This is a genomic window from Pseudidiomarina terrestris, from assembly GCF_030466405.1.
Classification (GTDB): domain Bacteria; phylum Pseudomonadota; class Gammaproteobacteria; order Enterobacterales; family Alteromonadaceae; genus Pseudidiomarina; species Pseudidiomarina terrestris.
This window is the reverse complement of sequence record NZ_JAGGJF010000001.1, coordinates 133,854-152,421: the sequence shown is the minus strand read 5'-3', so window position 1 is coordinate 152,421 and position 18,568 is coordinate 133,854. Positions and strand designations below refer to the sequence as shown.

At 54.6% G+C, this 18,568-nt stretch carries 11 protein-coding genes; 8 read left to right on the top strand and 3 right to left on the bottom strand.

What is annotated here, in order from left to right:
- Positions 1-13: 13 nt before the first annotated feature.
- Entirely contained in the window at positions 14-1,495 is a 1,482-nt protein-coding gene (locus J6J34_RS00670; RefSeq protein ID WP_301898301.1) for an NAD-dependent succinate-semialdehyde dehydrogenase, read from the top strand.
- A complete protein-coding gene (gene gabT / locus J6J34_RS00665; RefSeq protein ID WP_301898300.1) occupies positions 1,492-2,775 on the top strand; it encodes a 4-aminobutyrate--2-oxoglutarate transaminase in 1,284 nt (427 codons plus the stop codon). Before J6J34_RS00670 ends, gabT begins: the two co-directional genes overlap by 4 nt.
- On the opposite strand, the gene csrA is transcribed toward gabT, so the two are convergent.
- Entirely contained in the window at positions 2,736-2,927 is a 192-nt protein-coding gene (gene csrA / locus J6J34_RS00660) for a carbon storage regulator CsrA (protein WP_301719737.1), read from the bottom strand. The two genes, gabT and csrA, sit on opposite strands and share 40 nt — an antisense overlap.
- Positions 2,928-3,248: 321 nt before the next feature.
- Here csrA and J6J34_RS00655 point away from each other — a divergent pair, with 321 nt between their 5' ends.
- Together J6J34_RS00655 and J6J34_RS00650 are read left to right on the top strand one after the other, a co-directional pair.
- Entirely contained in the window at positions 3,249-3,488 is a 240-nt protein-coding gene (locus J6J34_RS00655) for a hypothetical protein (RefSeq protein ID WP_301719739.1), read from the top strand.
- Between the two features lie 72 nt (positions 3,489-3,560).
- Positions 3,561-6,293, top strand: a complete 2,733-nt coding sequence (locus J6J34_RS00650) for a putative bifunctional diguanylate cyclase/phosphodiesterase (RefSeq protein ID WP_301719740.1) — start codon at positions 3,561-3,563, stop codon at positions 6,291-6,293.
- 12 nt (positions 6,294-6,305) lie between these two features.
- On the opposite strand, the gene J6J34_RS00645 is transcribed toward J6J34_RS00650, so the two are convergent.
- A complete protein-coding gene (locus J6J34_RS00645) occupies positions 6,306-7,466 on the bottom strand; it encodes a DcaP family trimeric outer membrane transporter (RefSeq protein WP_301719741.1) in 1,161 nt (386 codons plus the stop codon).
- 188 nt (positions 7,467-7,654) lie between these two features.
- Between J6J34_RS00645 and acs the strand changes: the two genes are divergently transcribed.
- The 4 genes from acs to J6J34_RS00625 all read left to right on the top strand — a co-directional run bounded on the left by acs (position 7,655) and on the right by J6J34_RS00625 (position 15,060).
- The gene (acs, locus tag J6J34_RS00640) at positions 7,655-9,601 is read left to right on the top strand and encodes an acetate--CoA ligase (RefSeq protein WP_301719742.1); all 1,947 of its coding nucleotides are present in this window, start codon (positions 7,655-7,657) and stop codon (positions 9,599-9,601) included.
- 36 nt (positions 9,602-9,637) lie between these two features.
- Positions 9,638-10,285: a response regulator transcription factor gene (locus J6J34_RS00635; protein WP_301898299.1), complete on the top strand. Its 648-nt coding sequence runs from the start codon at positions 9,638-9,640 to the stop codon at positions 10,283-10,285.
- 104 nt (positions 10,286-10,389) lie between these two features.
- A complete protein-coding gene (locus J6J34_RS00630) occupies positions 10,390-14,628 on the top strand; it encodes a S8 family serine peptidase (protein WP_301898298.1) in 4,239 nt (1,412 codons plus the stop codon).
- 18 nt (positions 14,629-14,646) lie between these two features.
- Positions 14,647-15,060: a hypothetical protein gene (locus tag J6J34_RS00625; RefSeq protein WP_301835894.1), complete on the top strand. Its 414-nt coding sequence runs from the start codon at positions 14,647-14,649 to the stop codon at positions 15,058-15,060.
- Here the strand turns inward: J6J34_RS00625 and J6J34_RS00620 are convergent.
- Positions 15,038-18,535 carry a hybrid sensor histidine kinase/response regulator gene (locus tag J6J34_RS00620; RefSeq protein ID WP_301898297.1) on the bottom strand — a complete coding sequence of 1,166 codons (3,498 nt, stop codon included), beginning with the start codon at positions 18,533-18,535 and terminating at the stop codon, positions 15,038-15,040. The genes J6J34_RS00625 and J6J34_RS00620 overlap by 23 nt on opposite strands.
- Positions 18,536-18,568 lie beyond the last annotated feature (33 nt).

The following is an 18,568-nucleotide window of genomic DNA, read 5'->3' as shown; positions in this document are numbered from 1 at the left end:
TGAGGGACCAACGATGACATCTAACCCGCCAACACCTGCAGCCGCCCGCGTCGCGCAGGTCATTGCCGATAACCTGTTACCAGCGACCGTGCGCACTGAGCAGCCGCCAGCCGGAGCGCAGGCCACCAGCTATTTTGCGGTGGTAAATCCCGCGGACCAGTCCAGCTTCGCCTGGTTACGTGAGCAGTCAGCGGAGCACGCCAAAATTGCTGTAACGCAGGCGCTGGATGGCCAGCAGAAGTGGGCTGCACGGTCGGCGCGGGAGCGGGCGGGAATTTTGCGGCGGTGGGCGGATCTACTGATGCAGAACAAGCAGGTGTTGGCGGAGCTTTTGCATTTGGAGCAGGGCAAGCCAATGGCCGAGGCAGAGGGCGAGATTGGCTATGGTGCGTCGTATATTGAATGGTTCGCAGAAGAGGCGGTGCGTGTGTATGGCTCCACGATTCCGGGGCCTAATCCGGCGAAGGACATCGTGGTGGTGAAAGAGCCGGTGGGAGTTGTGGCTGCGATTACGCCCTGGAATTTTCCTAATGCGATGCTGGCGAGAAAGGCTGCTGCGGCGCTGGCTGCTGGCTGTGCAATCGTCGCAAAGCCGGCTGCGGAAACGCCGTTATCGGCTCTGGCATTGCAGCAATTGGCGATTCGCGCGGGAGTTCCTGCCGCCGCCTTTGCCTTAATCGTTGGTACCGACGCGAAGGGGATTGGTGAGGTACTGACGCAACACCCCGCTGTCGCAAAGTTTACTTTCACCGGCTCAACCAAAGTTGGCCGGATGCTCGCTGCGCAGTGCAGTGGCACGGTGAAGCGGTTATCACTGGAGCTGGGCGGCAACGCGCCTTTTCTAGTGTTTGAGGATGCTGATATTGAGGCCGCCATTGCAGGCGTGCTGCTGGCGAAATTCCGCAACGCTGGGCAAACCTGCGTCTGCGCTAATCGTATTCTGGTACACGACAGCATCTACGACGAGTTTGCTGAGCGCCTTGCGGAGCAGGTCGAGCAACTCGAACTTGGACCGCTCATTCACCCCCAGGCCGCCGCCAAAGTCGCCACCCTCGTCGACAACGCAGTCGCCGCCGGCGCCACCATTGTAAGAAAGGGCAGCCCTCCCTCTGAACAAAAGGGGAGGGCTGCCCTTTCTTCGTGGTTTGGGGGGGTGGTGTTGACGGGGGTGACGGCGGAGATGGCGATTGCGCGCGAGGAGATTTTTGGGCCGGTGGCGCCGTTGTTGCGCTTTAGTGATGAGCGACAGGCGATTGCGCTGGCAAATGATACGGAGTTTGGCCTGGCCAGCTATGTCTACAGTCGTGATCACGGGCGGCTGTGGCGGGTGGCGAAAGCGCTTAAGTTTGGCATGGTCGGCATGAATGATGCGGCGATCTCCAATGCTGCCGCGCCTTTCGGTGGAATTAAGCAAAGTGGCTATGGCCGGGAAGGCTCGCAGTACGGGCTGGATGATTATCTTTCAATTAAGTATTTAAGTGTAGGTGGACAATGACGAATCAGGAATTACAACAACGCAAACTCGCTGCTTTTGCCCGTGGTCAGGGCAATGTGTACCCCGTGTATGTGACGAAGGCGAAAAACGCTGAAGTCTGGGATGTGGAAGGCAACAGATATATCGATCTTGGCACAGGTATCGCGGTCTGCAATACCGGTCATTCGCATCCTCAAGTGGTTAAGGCGGCGCAGCAGCAGTTGGAACAGTTCTCGCATAGCTGTGTGATGATCAATCCCTATGAAGTAGCCGTTGAACTGGCGGAGAAGCTGACGCGCTTAGCGCCCGGGCCTTCGGTGAAGAAAGCCATGTTTGTCACCACAGGTGCGGAAGCCGTCGAGAACTGTGTAAAAATCGCCCGCGCTGCAACGGGCCGGCGTGGTGTCATTGCCTTTACCGGCGGTTTTCACGGGCGCACCAATATGACCATGGGTCTGACCGGTAAAGTCGCACCTTACAAGCATCTGTTTGGACCTTTCCCTGCTGACATCTACCACGCACCGTTTCCGGTAGCGGCTCATGGCGTCAGTGAGGAAGATGCATTAAAAGGGCTGCAGCATATTTTTAAGGCTGCCATCGCGCCGAGTGATGTGGCGGCGATCATCATTGAGCCGGTGCAGGGCGAGGGCGGCTTTTATCCGGCTCCTGCGAGCTTTATGCAGGCCCTCCGGAAACTTTGTGACGACACAGGTATTGTACTGATCGCCGACGAAATCCAAACAGGTTTTGCTCGCACCGGTAAGTTGTTCTGCTGTGAACACAGTGATGTAGAGCCGGACTTGATCACCATGGCCAAGGGCATTGCTGGCGGCTTGCCGCTGGCAGCGGTGGTTGGCAAAGCTGAACTCATGGACGCGCCTTTGCCTGGCGGATTGGGCGGGACTTATGGCGGTTCGCCCGTCGCCTGCGCGGCGGCGTTGGCGGTGCTTGAGGTGATTGTGCAAGAAGACCTTTGTCAGCGCGCAACTCATATTGGCGCCCTATTTAACCAGCGCTTGGGCGCGTTACAAAAAGAGTATCCGGAAAGTATCTTAGAAGTGCGGCAGACGGGGGCAATGGTAGCTATTGAACTGGTTCACGAAGGCGATCCGGAGCAGCCGGATACCGGACTCACTCAGCGCATCATAAAACTGGCGCCCGAGCACGGTCTTATTCTTCTGGCCTGCGGCTACTACGGCAATGTCATCCGTTTTTTGCCAGCCTTGACCATTGAAGAATCCGTGCTTAATGAAGCGCTGGATCAGTTCGAAGTGTTGTTCTGTGCAGCAAGTTCCTGCTGAATCCGGTAATACACTTCTTCGCGATGCACTGCGACGTCACGTGGTGCATCGATTTGTATTCTGACCTGCGAACCGCGGACTTCGGCGATGGTGATAGTGACATTGTCGCCGATTTTTAATGATTCCCCTGCCTTCCGACTCAAGATGAGCATGATGTTGATATCCCTTGTTTATTCTTATTATTCCGAGTGTTTCGAATGTTTTAGTATTGTGAAGTATAAATGATTTTCATGTGAGGTTTCGAGCCTTTTTTTTGCATTTATACAGGTTCTTATCTGAACAATGACCGAAGCCCCTATCTGCCGAAGATCATATTGGCGGCAAAGCTGAGAAATGGTAAAAACGCACAACTCCAGTCTGATTTCGATAGCATTATATTTACAAATTATTCTAGTAATATACGACTTTACATTGTAAGCTTTCGCCCTGTTTTTTCGCTGCGATAGCGTACAACAAATGAAAGGATGCGATCAGTGAGTAAGACTCGTAAACTAAGGAAAGTGGCTCTGTACCGAGGTAGCGAAGCTATCATGAACTACTCTCAGCATGCGACGGAATCCACCGCGAAAATATTGCATACCGTACGTAATGAATTCCATAGAAACCCTGGACTCACCCACGCTGTGGTGACCGACCGCAATGGGCGTGAGTGGCATCTTGAGCGAAATCTTAGTCGCTTGAAGCTGATTTGGTTGACGTTTCGGGTCAATTAAAAGCCCTACCCAAGTTTAAAAAAGTGTGTTTATATGATGTGACGTGCGCGTAAACGTATAGACAGCTGGCCGATGAAAATAATAAATACGGATTTGCAGGCTAGAGCAGTTTTACAGTTAGTAACGGCAACAGCACTATTTTTTGCTGGGTTACTAATTTTCGGGTATCGCCTGCTCGAACCGACACAACAATTACTTTATCACTCCATCAGCTCATCCTTCCAAGTGATGATGATTGCCTTTGGTGGCAGTGTGCTATTGCGCTGTTACCGGCGTGAGCGGAAAAGCTATAGATGGCTGTCGTCCGCGCTTGCCTGTGTTGCAATTTTAGCTGTGGTCGATGGCTTGATCGGTAGTCTCTTCGATCGTTTTGATGCGCAAATTCCTACCCTCGTTTATCTTGCCTTTTTACCTATGGCGATCAGTTTGGTGCCGGTGTTTTCAGGTACCGAACAGCGCAAGCAGTGGCAGCAAGAGTTTATTAAGTTAAATGCGGCGTATGCGTTAGGTTTAGCTGCTTTCTCGGTAGCCTTTCTCATGCTGCACCTGTTTTTAAAGTCTCCCTTATTGGCGAAGCACCCGACCGGTAGCTTAGTGATATGTGTGACTGGCATCCTTGCCGGGGTGGCGGTGTATAGCACCCATTATCGCGGGCGGCGGCCGTTACCGCGGCTATCCAGTTCATCCTCAAACTTTGCTTCGTTAGCGATTTTCCTGGTTCTGGTGTTCGGCGTGGGCATGTTTCACACGGAAATGTCAGATTTGAAAGCCGAGGGTGACCGTTCTATCAAGCAACTGCGGGATAGCCGCGCAGCGATAGGCGAGACCACGGTCAAGTTGTTTGAGCGACTGGCTGAACGCTGGCAGCTCTATCCCTATAATGTCCACTCGCGTCTGATGGAAGTGGATCTGAATGCTTATTTGCAGCACATCGATTTCCTTGAAGCTTTATTACTGGTCTCGCCTGACGAACAAGTCGTGTTTGAGCGATTGAAACCGTCGCGGTCCAGTTATCTTGAGGAAGTGATGTCGGATCCTGTGGTACTTAACGCACTGGCGGAGGAAGACCAGACGACTGATATTTTGCTGCCGCTGTTTGCCACCGAAGATTTAAGCGCAAAAATCATCGTTCGTGTGCCCGTTGATTTTGTTGAGGAAGAAGGCGTCGAAGACTCAGGGGTTTATCGCCTTTTGGCGGTGCTGGATGCGCGCGCGATGCTGGACTCGGCCATGATGAATACCCTGGATACGGATATCGAAACCTACGATGAAGTGCTGCCGGGTATGTGGATGGATCGTTCCGGTTTCTGGGTGAGCCCGGTCACCCGCAACTATCTGGAAGATACCGCGATTTTGCTGGATACCAGCAACGTCAATTTATACCACACCCAGGATGTTCCGGTGATGGCCTATTTGTACCAACTGGATAACCTGCAGGAAACGTCGAATCTGCAGATGCTGATCGTGGTTGGCGGCATAGGTCTGGTGTTGTTAGTGGTCTTGGCGGTGGAGCGCAACGTCACCCTTGAGGTGCAGGGTAAGCAGTTGTTTTACCAGGCCCGCCATGATGGGTTAACGGGATTAATGAACCGCAGCAGCATCGAAGAGTATATCGGCAAGCATTTTCATGAAAGCCAGGATGTGACGGTATTATTTATCGATCTGGACGGCTTTACTTTGATCAATGACAGTCTGGGCTTACACATTGGCGATGCTATCCTGATGCAATTGGCCGAGCGCCTGCAGGAGCAGCAACCGCGGCGTAGCGAATTAGCGCGCTTTGCCAGTGACGAGTTTATTATGGTGCTGCATGGTGCGGTGAATTTCCCGGACCGGGTGAGTAGCCTGGCGCAGGAAATCATGACGACAGTGGCGCAACCCTACCGGATCGAAGAACATAAAATTTACCTGACCGCCAGTGTTGGTGTGGCGCATCAGACCGGCGACGTGCGCACGCCATTGGAACTCATACAGCGTGCGGATATGGCCATGCACCAGGCCAAGCGTTATGGCTACAACCATGTTCAGGAATACGACAAGAGCATGGCGCAGCGCTTGTTATCGACGACGTCTATGCGCAGTAACTTACAGGAAGCCATCGAAAACAATGAGCTGCAACTGCATTACCAACCGATTGTGCGCTGTAACGATCAGCGCGCGGTGCAGGTGGAGGCGCTGTTGCGCTGGCAGCAGGAAGACGGCAGCTATATTCCGCCCAGTGAGTTTATTCCGCTCGCGGAAATGACTGGCCAGATTGTGCCGCTAAGTGAATGGGTTTTCCGTCGCGCCTGCGAAGATGCGGTGCGGCTGCAGCAGCGGGAGCGCTCGTTACGGATGTCGGTTAACGTCTCTGCTTTACATTTTAATCGCGCCAATTTTGTCGATTTTGTGCTGCACACACTCGCTGAAACCGGCTGCCGGGCGAACTGGCTGGAACTGGAACTGACCGAGTCGATTCTACTGGAAGGCACGCAATACGCGATCCAGCGCCTGGATGAGCTGCGTAAGCATGGGTTAACCATTGCGCTGGATGATTTTGGCACCGGCTTCTCAAGTCTGAGCTACCTGAAACGACTCCCTATTGATACGGTCAAAATCGACCGTAGCTTTATTGCCGGTATCCGCCATCACAAGAGTGATCGGGTGCTTATCGATAGTGTTATAAAAATTGCCCAGAGCCTGGACTTTGCAGTCCTGGCTGAGGGCATTGAAACTCCGCAACAAGCCGAATTTGTCACGGATCTGGGCTGTAACTACATGCAAGGCTACTACTTCGGCCGCCCCATCCCGCTGGAAAACCTTTAGCGGCTAACTGACTCAGAAACTGTACATGGCCATGAACTGCAAGCGCGACATATCGCCGTCAGTTCCGGCCTCAGTTTCCCGGGTCGCGCGTGACAACTCTGCACCGAAGGTGGCATTTTTCACGGGCGAATACATCAGGTTCGCGCCAATGCGCTGGGTGTACTCGGTCACGGCATTGCCGGTCAAATTCACAGCATGGTCGGCCCAACCCCGACTGAACACCAGATTTGTTCGTGTGGTGTCGTTCCAGACATGGCGATAGGCAAGCGTGACACCACTGGAATCAATGCTTTCTAGGTCACCACTGGCGTCGATAACGGCACCATTGAACAGGTTGAGTCCAAGGTAACGGCCCAGGCCTGAACCGGTCTGCACAGAAGCGCGAAGATCATGTTGGCCAAGCTGCCATTTGGCGCCTACCGAAACACCATAGCCTGACACCGTTTCATCATTGCCGTCGCCACCAACATCATGGGTAAGCTGACGGACCAGACCGGCGATACTGTAGCTGAAATCGCCGGAGGTACCGACATACTTGGCAGTGAAATCAGGTAGCACCCCATCGCTTGAGGTTATACGACCCCCACCGCCGTAGGGTGTTACTGTGGTTTCCGGATTTTCCAGCGAGACACTGAAGCCGCCCTGGGTGTAGCGAACCTGTGGCTGGCGCATGAAAATAATGCCGTCTGTGGCACCGATAAAGTCGACGGACTCAGGCAGGATTGCTAAATTTTGAAAGTTCGACCAAGCTTGACCGACCAACCAGTTGCTGTAGGTGAAATAGGCCTGGCGCAAGCGCGGAGCATAGGAGTTGGTGATGCGTTCATCGCCAACGGGTACGGTCATAAAGTCGAGCTCAATGCGCGCCTTAATGGTTTCACCGTTGTCCAGATCCTGACTGACATTGAAGAAGAAGCGCGACTGGCGGGCATGCACATCGGTGACCATGTCATCGCCATTGCCGCCTACAGGCGTGGTACTGGGAATATAGAACTGACGACCGATGAAACCGGTCGTTGGCGCCTGTCCGTCCTGATAATCGGAGACGAAGGCATCAAGTTTGATGTAGCCGCCGAAGTCCCATTCGGGTTCAGCTGCGTGGGCTGGTACCATGGCGAGAACGCCCACGACGGCACTGGCAATCAGCGATTTCGTTAGTGTTTTCTGCAGCATTGCTGTGCTCCTGTAGATTCGATGTTATCTGCGTGGAAAAGCATCGAACGGTTGCAGCAATTAATCAATCTAGACTATGGTCTAATGGTCGCTCGCGCCTGAATAACTGAAGGTATACACACTACAAAGTACAAACTACACCAGCGTACGAACAACGACTGTCAAGCGTACGATGATTAGGAGGTTTTATGCAGGATAGTATTTATAAGGTGCCGGCTGAGGCGAAGAACCGCGCCCATATTGACAATGAACGCTACCAGGAAATGTATCAGCAGAGTATTGATGACCCTGAGAGCTTTTGGCGTGAGCACGGCCAGCGACTGAGCTGGTTCAGCCCCTATCGCAAGGTGAAGAACACCAGTTTTGCGCCGGGCGACATCAGTATTAAATGGTTCGAAGACGGTACTTTGAATGCTTGCTACAACTGCGTCGACCGCCATCTGACTGAACGCGGCGACAAGACGGCCATTATCTGGGAAGGGGATGACCCTTCAGTGAGCGAGGAAATCAGCTACAAGCAGCTGCATGATGAAGTTTCACGCTTTGCCAACGGCCTTAAAAAACTTGGTGTCGAGAAAGGCGATCGGGTCGCTATTTATATGCCGATGGTGCCGGAAGCGGCGTACGCAATGTTGGCCTGTGCCCGCATCGGTGCTGTGCATACGGTTATTTTCGGTGGGTTCTCGCCCAATGCCATCGCTGATCGCGTCAATGACTGCGGTGTCAAAGTGGTGATCACGGCCGATGAAGGCCGCCGTGGCGGCAAAACGACGCCGTTGAAAGCCAATGTCGACGAAGCCCTCAAAGACGACCGCTGCCCAACGGTTGAGCACGTGGTAGTGGCCAGGGTCACCCACGGCGAGGTCGGTTTTGATGACAGCCGTGACTGCTGGTGGGAGCAACTGATCAAGGACGTGCCAACGGAGTGCCAGCCGGAAGTCATGAATGCTGAAGATCCGCTGTTTATCCTTTATACCTCGGGCTCGACGGGCAAGCCAAAGGGTGTGCTGCACACTACCGGTGGCTACATGGTGTGGGCCTCGATGACCCACGAATATGTGTTTGATTACCATGAAGACGATGTCTACTGGTGTGCCGCCGATGTCGGCTGGATCACCGGCCATACTTACATCGTTTATGGCCCTTTGGCCAATGGCGCCACCACTTTGGTCTTTGAAGGTTTACCGACTTATCCGGGCATTGGCCGCATCGGCGAAGTCATTGATAAGCACGCTGTTAATATTCTCTATACGGCCCCGACGGCGATCCGCGCGCTGATGGCGAAAGGCACGGCGGCGGCGGAGACCAGTGAACGCACCTCACTGCGCACGCTGGGCTCGGTGGGCGAGCCGATTAACCCGGAAGCCTGGGAGTGGTATCACAAGGTTATGGGCGACAGTCGCTGTCCGATCGTGGATACCTGGTGGCAGACGGAAACCGGCGGCATTATGATCACGCCACTGCCGGGCGCAACAGACCTGAAGCCAGGCTCGGCGACACGGCCGTTCTTTGGCGTGCAGCCGGCCTTGGTGGATGCAGATGGTAAAGAAATGGAAGGGGCAGTGGATGGCAATCTGGTCATTAAGGATTCCTGGCCGGGACAGTCACGCACCCTCTGGGGCGATCACGAGCGCTTTGAACAAACCTATTTCTCGGCCTATAAGAACCTTTATTTTTCCGGCGATGGTGCGCGTCGTGACGAGGATGGTTACTACTGGATCACCGGTCGCGTTGACGATGTGTTGAACGTTTCCGGTCACCGCCTCGGCACCGCCGAAATTGAAAGTGTATTGGTCGAGCATCCGGCGGTTTCAGAAGCTGCCGTGGTGGGGTATCCCCACGACCTTAAGGGGCAGGGCATCTATGTCTATCTGATCGCCATGTCGGGCACGGAAATCAGCGAAGATTTAACCAAAGAAGTGCGCGAGTGGGTACGGAAAGAGCTCAGCCCGATTGCTACGCCTGACTTCATTCACTGGGCGCCGGATCTGCCGAAGACCCGCTCAGGAAAGATCATGCGGCGCATTTTGCGTAAGATCGCTGCCAATGAGTTTAACAACCTCGGCGATACGTCTACGCTTGCCGATCCAACTGTGGTAGATTCGCTGATAGACAATCGCTTGAACCGCGACTAACAGACAACCGCGCACCACTAATGGTATCCATCTGAAATGGCGAAGTTTTTAATTGCTGATGATCATCCACTGTTTCGCGAGGCGCTGCAAGGCGCGCTCGCGAATCACTATGACGACCTTGAGTTGCGTGAGGCGGGTGATCTTGAGGCAACGTTGGCGGCGTTAGGCGAGGACGATGATCTCGATCTGTTGTTGCTTGATCTGCATATGCCGGGTAGCGGCGATTTGTATGGACTTATCCGCATCCGCGAAGACTATCCGTTGTTGCCCGTTGCCATTATTTCCGGCTCGGACGATACCAGTGTGGTCGCCAAGTGTATGGGCTTTGGAGCCTTAGGGTTTATCCCGAAGTCGCTACCGTCCGCCCAAATCGCGCAGGCCATCGATACCATTTTACAAGGCGATACCTGGGTGCCCGAGGCGATGCGCGGACGTTTGGATGGCATCAGTGCCGAAGACCAGCAACTGGCGCGTAAGGTTGCAGCTCTGACTCCACAGCAATACCGCGTACTTTACCTATTGCATGAGGGCTTGCTGAATAAACAAATCGCCTACCAGCTCAACATCACCGAAGCTACAGTGAAAGCTCATATTACTGCTATTTTTCGCAAACTTGGCGTGTATAGCCGCACCCAGGCGGTACTGTTAGCCGAGCGGCTGCAGCTGGAAGCTCCTGTCAGTTAAATCCTGTTAAGTTTTGTAACATTCTTTACACACTTTCTGTACCTGATCCTTGCATGTCGTGGTATCGTTTAACTATAAAAACGATAAACAGGAAGGTAGTTATTATGAAAGATGCTTCTCAAGCGATGCGGCCTGCACTGGTCGCGCTGGCGGTACTGTCCTCGTTGACAGTGACGGCGGCATCGGCGCAGGAATTGCGTATGAAAACGATGCAGTCGCCGCAACTGGTTCAGCAGCACGGTGTGGAGAAAAAGTCCGCGCTGGCGCAGGGCGTGGTGAAAAAATATGATGTCACCCGCTTTATTGTTGAGCTCAAAGACCCGGCCGCCGCAGTGTACAAGGGAGGTATCGCAGGATTTGCGCCGACCTCAGCTAAGGCGAACGGCAGTGAGCGTCTGCAGTTAGGCTCGCAACCGGTCAAGACCTATCAGCAACATTTGCTGAGTCAGCAGAACGAGGTTCTGCGTGGCCTGCAAGCGCGCGTTGGTCAATTGAATGTGAAGCATCACTTAACTCTGACCTTCAACGGTATGGTGGTGGAGTTGCCAGGTAAGCAACATGACCAGCAGGCCCTCCTTGCTCAGTTACAACAAGTGCCGGGGGTGAAACGCGTTTACCCCGACACGAAATATTATGCTTCGACGCCCACGTCAATGGATCTGATTCAGGCACCCGGCGTGTGGAGTCAACTTGGCGGCCAGAGTCAGGCCGGGCGTAATGTCAAAATCGCTATCATCGATGGCGGTATTGATCACGACCATCCGCTGTTCGAAGACAACGGTCACCCGAGTGTCAGTCGCCCCAGCAAAGCCGATTATTGCACCACCACACCTACCTTCTGTAATGACAAAATTATTGTCGCGCGCTGGTATGAGCCAACGGGTGATGTGCATCCCGACGAAACCGAAACGCCGGCGGATTACAATGGCCATGGTAGCCACGTAGCAGGCACTGCAGCGGGCAATCCCGGTACTTATACCATCAATGGAGTGAGTCTGAATATTACCGGTGTTGCACCGGGTGCGCACCTGATGGTGTATAAAGCGCTTTTCAGTGACCCCGATGGCCGCGGCAGCGGCAGTTCGTCTATGCTGCTGCCTGCTCTGGAAGATGCCGTTGCTGATGGCGCGGATGTGATTAATAACTCCTGGGGCGGTGGTCCTGGCGGCGATCCGGCCGATAGTCCGTACCAGGCCGCATTTGCGGCGGCGCGTGCAGCTGGGGTGTTGACGGTCACAGCAGCAGGAAACGATGGCCCGGGTGATCGCACCATTGGCTGTCCGGCCTGTATCGAAGACGGCTTGACCGTCGCCAGTAGCCAGCATGGCCGGGACCTCAGTCCTACGGTTGCAGCGGCTGGATTGCCTGAAGTGAATGCGGTCATTGGTGACGGTAACTTCACTATCTCTCAGGATATTTCTGCGGCGCTGGCGCTGGCCAGTAATGCCGGTGATAACCTTGCCTGCTCGGCATTTCCTGCGGGCAGTTTTAATAACCAGATTGTGCTGGTGCAACGTGGCACCTGTACTTTTGAAAGCAAAGCAACGAACGTGCAAAATGCTGGCGCGGTCGCCATGATCGTGTACAACAACGAAGCCGGTTTGCTAACTATGTCGATGAATGCGACCACCTTGCCTTCGGTGATGATCACCCAACAGGCCGGTGACGCGATTCGCGCCGAATGGACATCTGCAGCGACGGCGACCATTAACGCGCCAGAAGCGCGCATTAATGAAGATGCTGAAGATAGCATGTCCTTGTTTAGCTCACGCGGACCAAATGGCGACTCAAGCTTCCTCAAGCCTGATATTACTGCGCCGGGTAGCAATATTCTGGCACCGGTACCTGATGACAGTATCGGTAGTTTATCAGGCACTTCCATGGCATCGCCTCACGTTGCCGGCGCGGCAGCTTTATTGTTAGATCAGCGCCCCAATCTGGATGCTGATGAGCTGAAGTCATTATTGATGACCTCAACGGACAGCGGGCTGCGCGACGATGACTTTGTCAGTGCAACCACCCCGTTCGATCGCGGTGCTGGCCGGCTTAACGTAAGTACTGCCGCAGACAGCTTTGTGGTAGTAGACAAGCCTTCGCTGGCGAATAATGCCTGCTCACTGAGCTGCTCGTTCACCCGCACTTTCACCAACACCGGCACTGCAGCGGTCAGTTTTTCGGTTGAGTTTGCCAGTGCAAACCCGGAAATGACTGCGGTAATTGATGAGCCTATTTTCAACCTGGCCGCGGGCGAGAGTAAGGAAATCCAGTTCGACCTTGATACCCGCTGGTTGCCGGACGGCTGGGCCTTTGCCGAGGTGCTGGTGACTGGCAGCTCAAGCAGCCACCCGAACCTGCGTCTGCCGGTGGCGGTGTATGCTTCGTCTTCCGATAACGAAGCCATTGTTACTGTGGCGCATTCGGCCGGTACTGTCGAAGTGGGCACGCCGTTTACCATTGATGCCCGTGGAGCACTGGGCAGCACCAGTGATCCGGTCACTATTGATGTGCAGATCCCGGAAGGTGCGACCGTGGTGGATGGCTCACTGAGCTTCACCGAAACGCGTTCCGCGGCGACCTCAAAAGGGCTGGCAGCAGACGGCCGCAGCATCAGCTGGACCGGCTCGCAAACTGACGAAGAAAGCATCAACACCATTACTGCGGCGAGCAGTGAGTTTTTTGCTGGTCAGACGATTGAAGACTTAACCGGTTCTGCGCCTGCGAATTTCCTCTGCGCAGATGGCTGTGATGACGACATTTTTACCCTGCCGATTGGCGATGCTGGTGGCGTTTACCTGGATAACGTGCTCTATAACAGTCTGACGCTTTCGACCAACGGTATTATTGCCGCCGGCGAACAGTCTGGGGCGATGAGTGGCACGGCAAGCAATAATCCCATTCCCGATGACAGTCGCTCGGCAGGTTTCTGGGCGCCGTTCTGGACCGATCTGGAGATGGGATCCAATGTGGGCGGTGGTCAAATTAACTACGCAGTGCTGAGTGATGGCACCACCGACTATCTGGTGATTGAATTTGCAAGTGTGCGTGAGTGGAACGATGACTCAGGTGATCGTTACACCTTCTCGGTCTGGTACGAGCTGGGTACCGCGAACGTTTACTTCAATTACATCGATTTACCAACGGGCGCACCGGCAAGCCTGACTATCGGCGCGCAGACGCCTGCCGATGCTCTGGGTATTCTTGGGATTCAACGTTATCACGACGGTTTGGGAACTTATCCGAATGCCGGCACGGCATTGCAACCCAGCCTTGAGCGTGGCGAACGCGCCGCTGTTGAGTTGAGCTTCGACTTGGTGGTGGACACTATCGCCGATGCGCCAAATCGTGCCGTGCAGACAACGCGTGATGAGTCAGTCACTGTTGACTTGAGCAGCGAATTTGCTGCACCAGGTCGCGACTTGCTGACCATGGCAACAGTGAGCTCAGGTTCAGCAAGCTACAGTGCTGCGCTGCCACAGCAGATTGCTGCCGATGGCGATGTTACTGTGGAAGTCGTTGGCACTGCCAGCAATGGTTCCGTAGAAGTGTTAAGTAACAACAACCTGCGTTACCTGCCCAACGCAAACTTTGTCGGTACGGACAGCTTTACCTACCGCGGTGTTGATGCGGCGGGACAGTCAACCACAACAGGTACGGTGCAGGTAACGGTGGTCAATAATCCACCGGAAGCCGTGGTGGCACCGGTTGACGGGGCCAAAGAAGCCGACGCTATCGTCGAACTTGATGCCAGCGGCAGTAGCGACCCTGACGGCGACACCCTGAGCTTCAGCTGGCAACAGCTGTCAGGACCTGATGTTGAAATTGCCGACAGCGATCAGGCCATCGCCAGTATCGTGGTGCCAGCGCTGGAGCAGAGTGCAACTGCAGAGTTTGAGGTAACGGTTTCCGACGGTCAGCAACAGGATACCGCTACTGTCACTGTGACCTTTAAGGGAGCGAACACTGCACCTAACGCTAATGCGAATAGTGCGCTGTCGCGCGTACCTAGTGGGCAGCAAGTGACGTTAAGCGGTGAAAGTAGTGGCGATCCAGACGGCGATACGCTGGCTTACAGCTGGGAACAAACCGCAGGACCAGCCGTGACCCTATCCAGCACTGACGAGGTCACGGCGACCTTTACCGCCCCTTCAGTGAGCACTGAACAGGATTTGACGTTCCGGTTAACTGTCAGCGATGGTTCCCTGGAAGACACCGATGAAGTGACCATTAGTGTCTTTCCTCAGGAGTCTGGCACTGATGGCGACGAGTCATCAGGCAGCTTTGGCGCCTGGTTAGGCCTGCTGGCACTACCACTGATTTGGCTGCGTCGTCGGACGCAGTCTTAAAACAGACAAGGAGCAGCTATGAAATACCTTATCGCAGGAGCAACGCTAGCGCTGTTGACGGGCTGTAACGGACCCAGTGAGGAACCGTTACAATCCCAGCCAACTGCGGCTGCGGAGGATCCTCAGGCGCAAATGGCGGGGCTGGACCAGCAGATCCGCTCGATGATTGGTATGGCGTACGCTGATAATCTCGAGCAATGCCGGTTGGCGGAAGTTGGCCACCGGCCTTGTGGTGGGCCCCAGTACTACATCGCCTATTCAACGACTACCGTCGACGAAGCGGTGTTACAGAAGTTGATCGCCGAACATCGGCAGTTGCAGATCAACTATCAGCAACGGCACGATGTGGTCGGTACCTGTGAAGTGATTCCGCGTCCACAACTGACCATGCAGGGTGGGCGTTGTATCGCTAGTCCGACCGCTGAGCGTTAACCTGCAAGTGGTTCAGTAATGCCTTTAAAGCCGCGGGTTTGACCGGTTTCGCCAAAAAGTGTAACTGGCAGGCCCGCACTTCTTTCCTTAAATTATCGTCCCGCATAGCGGTCACCAGGGCTCCATGAAGGCGCTCTCCCCACCGTTCACGTAACGCCCCTGCAAGACTCAAACCGTCGTGTTCGTCATCGCCTAACTGGTAATCCAGCAAGATACCATCCGGTCGCTCATGGGTGCGGGCATACTCCAGTGCAGTGGCGCTGCTGGTAAAGGTTTCTACTGTACAGCCCCATTTTTCAAGCAGGGCGCGTAGCGCACTGAGGTTTTCCTGATCATCATCAACACAAACCAGAGTCAGGGCATTCGTGGGTTGGGCCTGCTCCCGTTCATAGGGTTGGCTGACGACCTCTGCCGCCGAGCCAAGTGGCACAGTAACTGAAAAACAGCTGCCTTTACCTTCGGTACTCTTCAGCTTGAGCTCGCAGTGCAACTGCTCACTCATACGCTTGGCGACACTAAGACCGAGGCCGACGCCTTCGACCCGGGTGTTCTGACCGCGGTAGAAAGCATCAAAAATGCGATGCCGCTGCTGCTGGGTAATGCCGGGGCCCGTGTCCCAAACTGAAATTCGCAGATTGCTACCGCGTCGGCGAATACCCAACAACACTTTGCCCTGCTCGCGGTTGTACTTGATGGCATTGGACAGAAAGTTCTGGATGATGCGCCGCAGGTAAGTAGGATCTGTATAGATGACTGCATCCTGCCAGCTTGTTTTGAGTTCAATACCGCGCTGTTGGGCCAGTACGCTGTATTCATGGATCAGCGGCTGCACGATGCTGCTGAGCTGCACGTGGCGAAAGTTTGGCTGCAACGCGCCCTGGTCCATTTTGGCAATTTGCAACAGGGTACTGAGCAAGTGCTCGGTGGAGGCCAGGGCGGTATCGAGTTTACCTGTCAGCTGCAAGTTCTGAGTGGATAAGGTGGTTTCATCCATGGCCGACAAATACAGACGTGCGGCATTCAGCGGCTGCAGAATGTCGTGACTGGCCAGTGCCAAAAACCGGGTTTTTGAGGCGTTGGCCTCTTCGGCTTCTTGCTTGGCTTTTTTCAACTCAACTTCAACTTTGCGGCGACGGTCAATTTCTTCCGTGAGTTCGTTGTTGATTTCCCGGATTTTGCGCTGGCGCACGTGAATACGCTGTTCCAGGTCGATGTTGGCTTCTTCCAGCGCCTGCGCGGTTTCCACGTGTTCGGTGATATCGGTGAAACTGGTCACGAAACCGCCGTTGGGTAGGGGGTTGCCGACCATTTCAATGACGCGCCCGTCGCCACGGCGACGGATAAAACGATGGGGAGAGCCCATTTGCATGTAGTTCAGACGTTTAGCGACCAGTTCATCGGTTTCCCCGGGGCCGCATTCGCCGCGCTCCGCGTTATAGCGGATGAGGGCAGCGATGGGCTGGCCGGGTTTAACCATGCCGTCGGGGTAGTCAAACAGATCCAGATAGCGCTTGTTCCAGGCCACCAGACGCAGTTCGGCATCCACTACACTGATGCCCTGCGCTAGATTTTCCAGCGAGCTGAACAGTATCGATTGCTGGGTCTGCAGTGCCTGGGTGGTGTCATCGAAAAAGTGCACAACTTCTTCTAAGTGCAAGCGGCGATCACGTAACGCGGCTTCGACCAGGGAACGTGCGGTAGCGGCTCCCAGCACGCCGGATAAGGCGCGCTCCACGTAATCGATAAATTCCCGGCTGGCGACATCGTCCTTGTTGGTGTCGTTAATCACGATCTGCTGGGCGTCACTGTAAAATGCCAGCAACTGCGCGGTGCGTTCATTGCCGACGAAGGTCTTGAGGAGCAGCACCATGTCGCCGTTAGTGGCCTGATGATGACGACTAATGGAATGTTCCTGTACCACCTTCCGCGGCGTGACAAAAGCCGTGGCCTGGATGCGATCGACCAGGCGTGGCTGGGCCACGAGCGAGAAAATGATATAGGCAGCGAGATTGAGGCTGAGGCTGATGACGGTGCCCTGGGTGATGATACTGGTGTCGCTGGTGGTATGCGGCAGATACATGGGGAAGGCGACCGCGAACAGCCAGGCCAACAGGCCGAGGGCCAGGCCAATATAGACGCCGCGGGCGTGACCGCGGCGCCAATACATACCGCCAATAATGGCAGGTAGTAGCTGCAGCACCACGGAAAAGGCCAGTAAGCCGATGCTGACCAGGCTGGTATTGGCTGCCCACAGGTAATAACACAAGTAGGAAAACAATAAGATGGTGGCAATGGCGATGCGGCGAATTAACAGCAACCTCCCCTGAAACGAGCGTACTTCTGTTTGCTGCTGTCCGGCGGGCATGCCGAACGGGAAGCGATGACCGCGCTGCAGAATCAGTGGCATGATCACATCGTTAGTGATCATGGTACTTAGGGTCACGGACGCGATAATCACCATTGCCGTGGCGGCCGAGAAACCACCGATAAAAATCACTACGGCTAGCCAGGTCTGATCATGCAGGAGCGGCAGTTGCAGCGCATAGGTTGAGACGTCCACGCTGTTGCCGAAGAAGTATTGACCGGCGACGGCGATAGGCACTATGGCGGCCGCGATGAGGAATAAATACAGCGGGAAACCCCAACGCGCGGTGCGTAAATGGTCAATATTTACATTATCCACGACGGTGACGTGAAATTGCCGGGGGAGGCAAAGAATAACTCCGGCGGCCATCAGGGTCTGCACAATGAAGTCAAAGCGGGTGAAAGCCTGCCAGGACCAGTCGCTGCGCTCGTCAAGCGGGATGCTCTCGAGCATGCTCAATGGTGAGGCATCGCTAAACACTGACCAGGCAAACCACGCCGCGGCCAGTAGCGCAATGAGCTTGACTGCCGATTCAAAGGCAATGGCCAGAATCATACCATTGCGATATTCAGTAACTTCGATGTGCCGCGTGCCAAATAGCATGGCGAACACCGCCATCAGTGCCGCTGCTGCGAGCTCGTTGATTGAAAACTCGGTAAGAGCGGTGGTGTTTTCGGTCAGCACCACAAAGGTCAGCCCTACGGCTTTGAGCTGCAGCGCGATGTAGGGAATGGTTGCCAAAGCGGCGATAAGCGTGACAAATAAGGCCAGGCGCTGGCGCTTGCCGTAACGACTAGCGATAAAGTCGGCGATGGAGGTAATGTTCTGCTGCTTACTTACCGAAACCAGCTTTTCGACCAGCGGCAGACCGAATAAAAAGAGCAGCATAGGGCCGAGCAAAATAGGCAGGTAGGCCCAGCCAAAGTTCGCCGCGTTGCCAACCGCACCATAGTAGGTCCATGAGGTGCAGTAGATTGCCAGCGACATACTGTAGACCGTCGGCTTATAGCTGAGGCGGTTGGCCCAGGAGCCGGTTTTATCGCCAAAGTGTGCTACTGCAAATAAGGCGGCAACGTAGGCGAGCGCTGCGACAATCAGGAGTAAGGTCATGGTCGTGGTTCTGGACTCTCGGCGAAAGCAAAA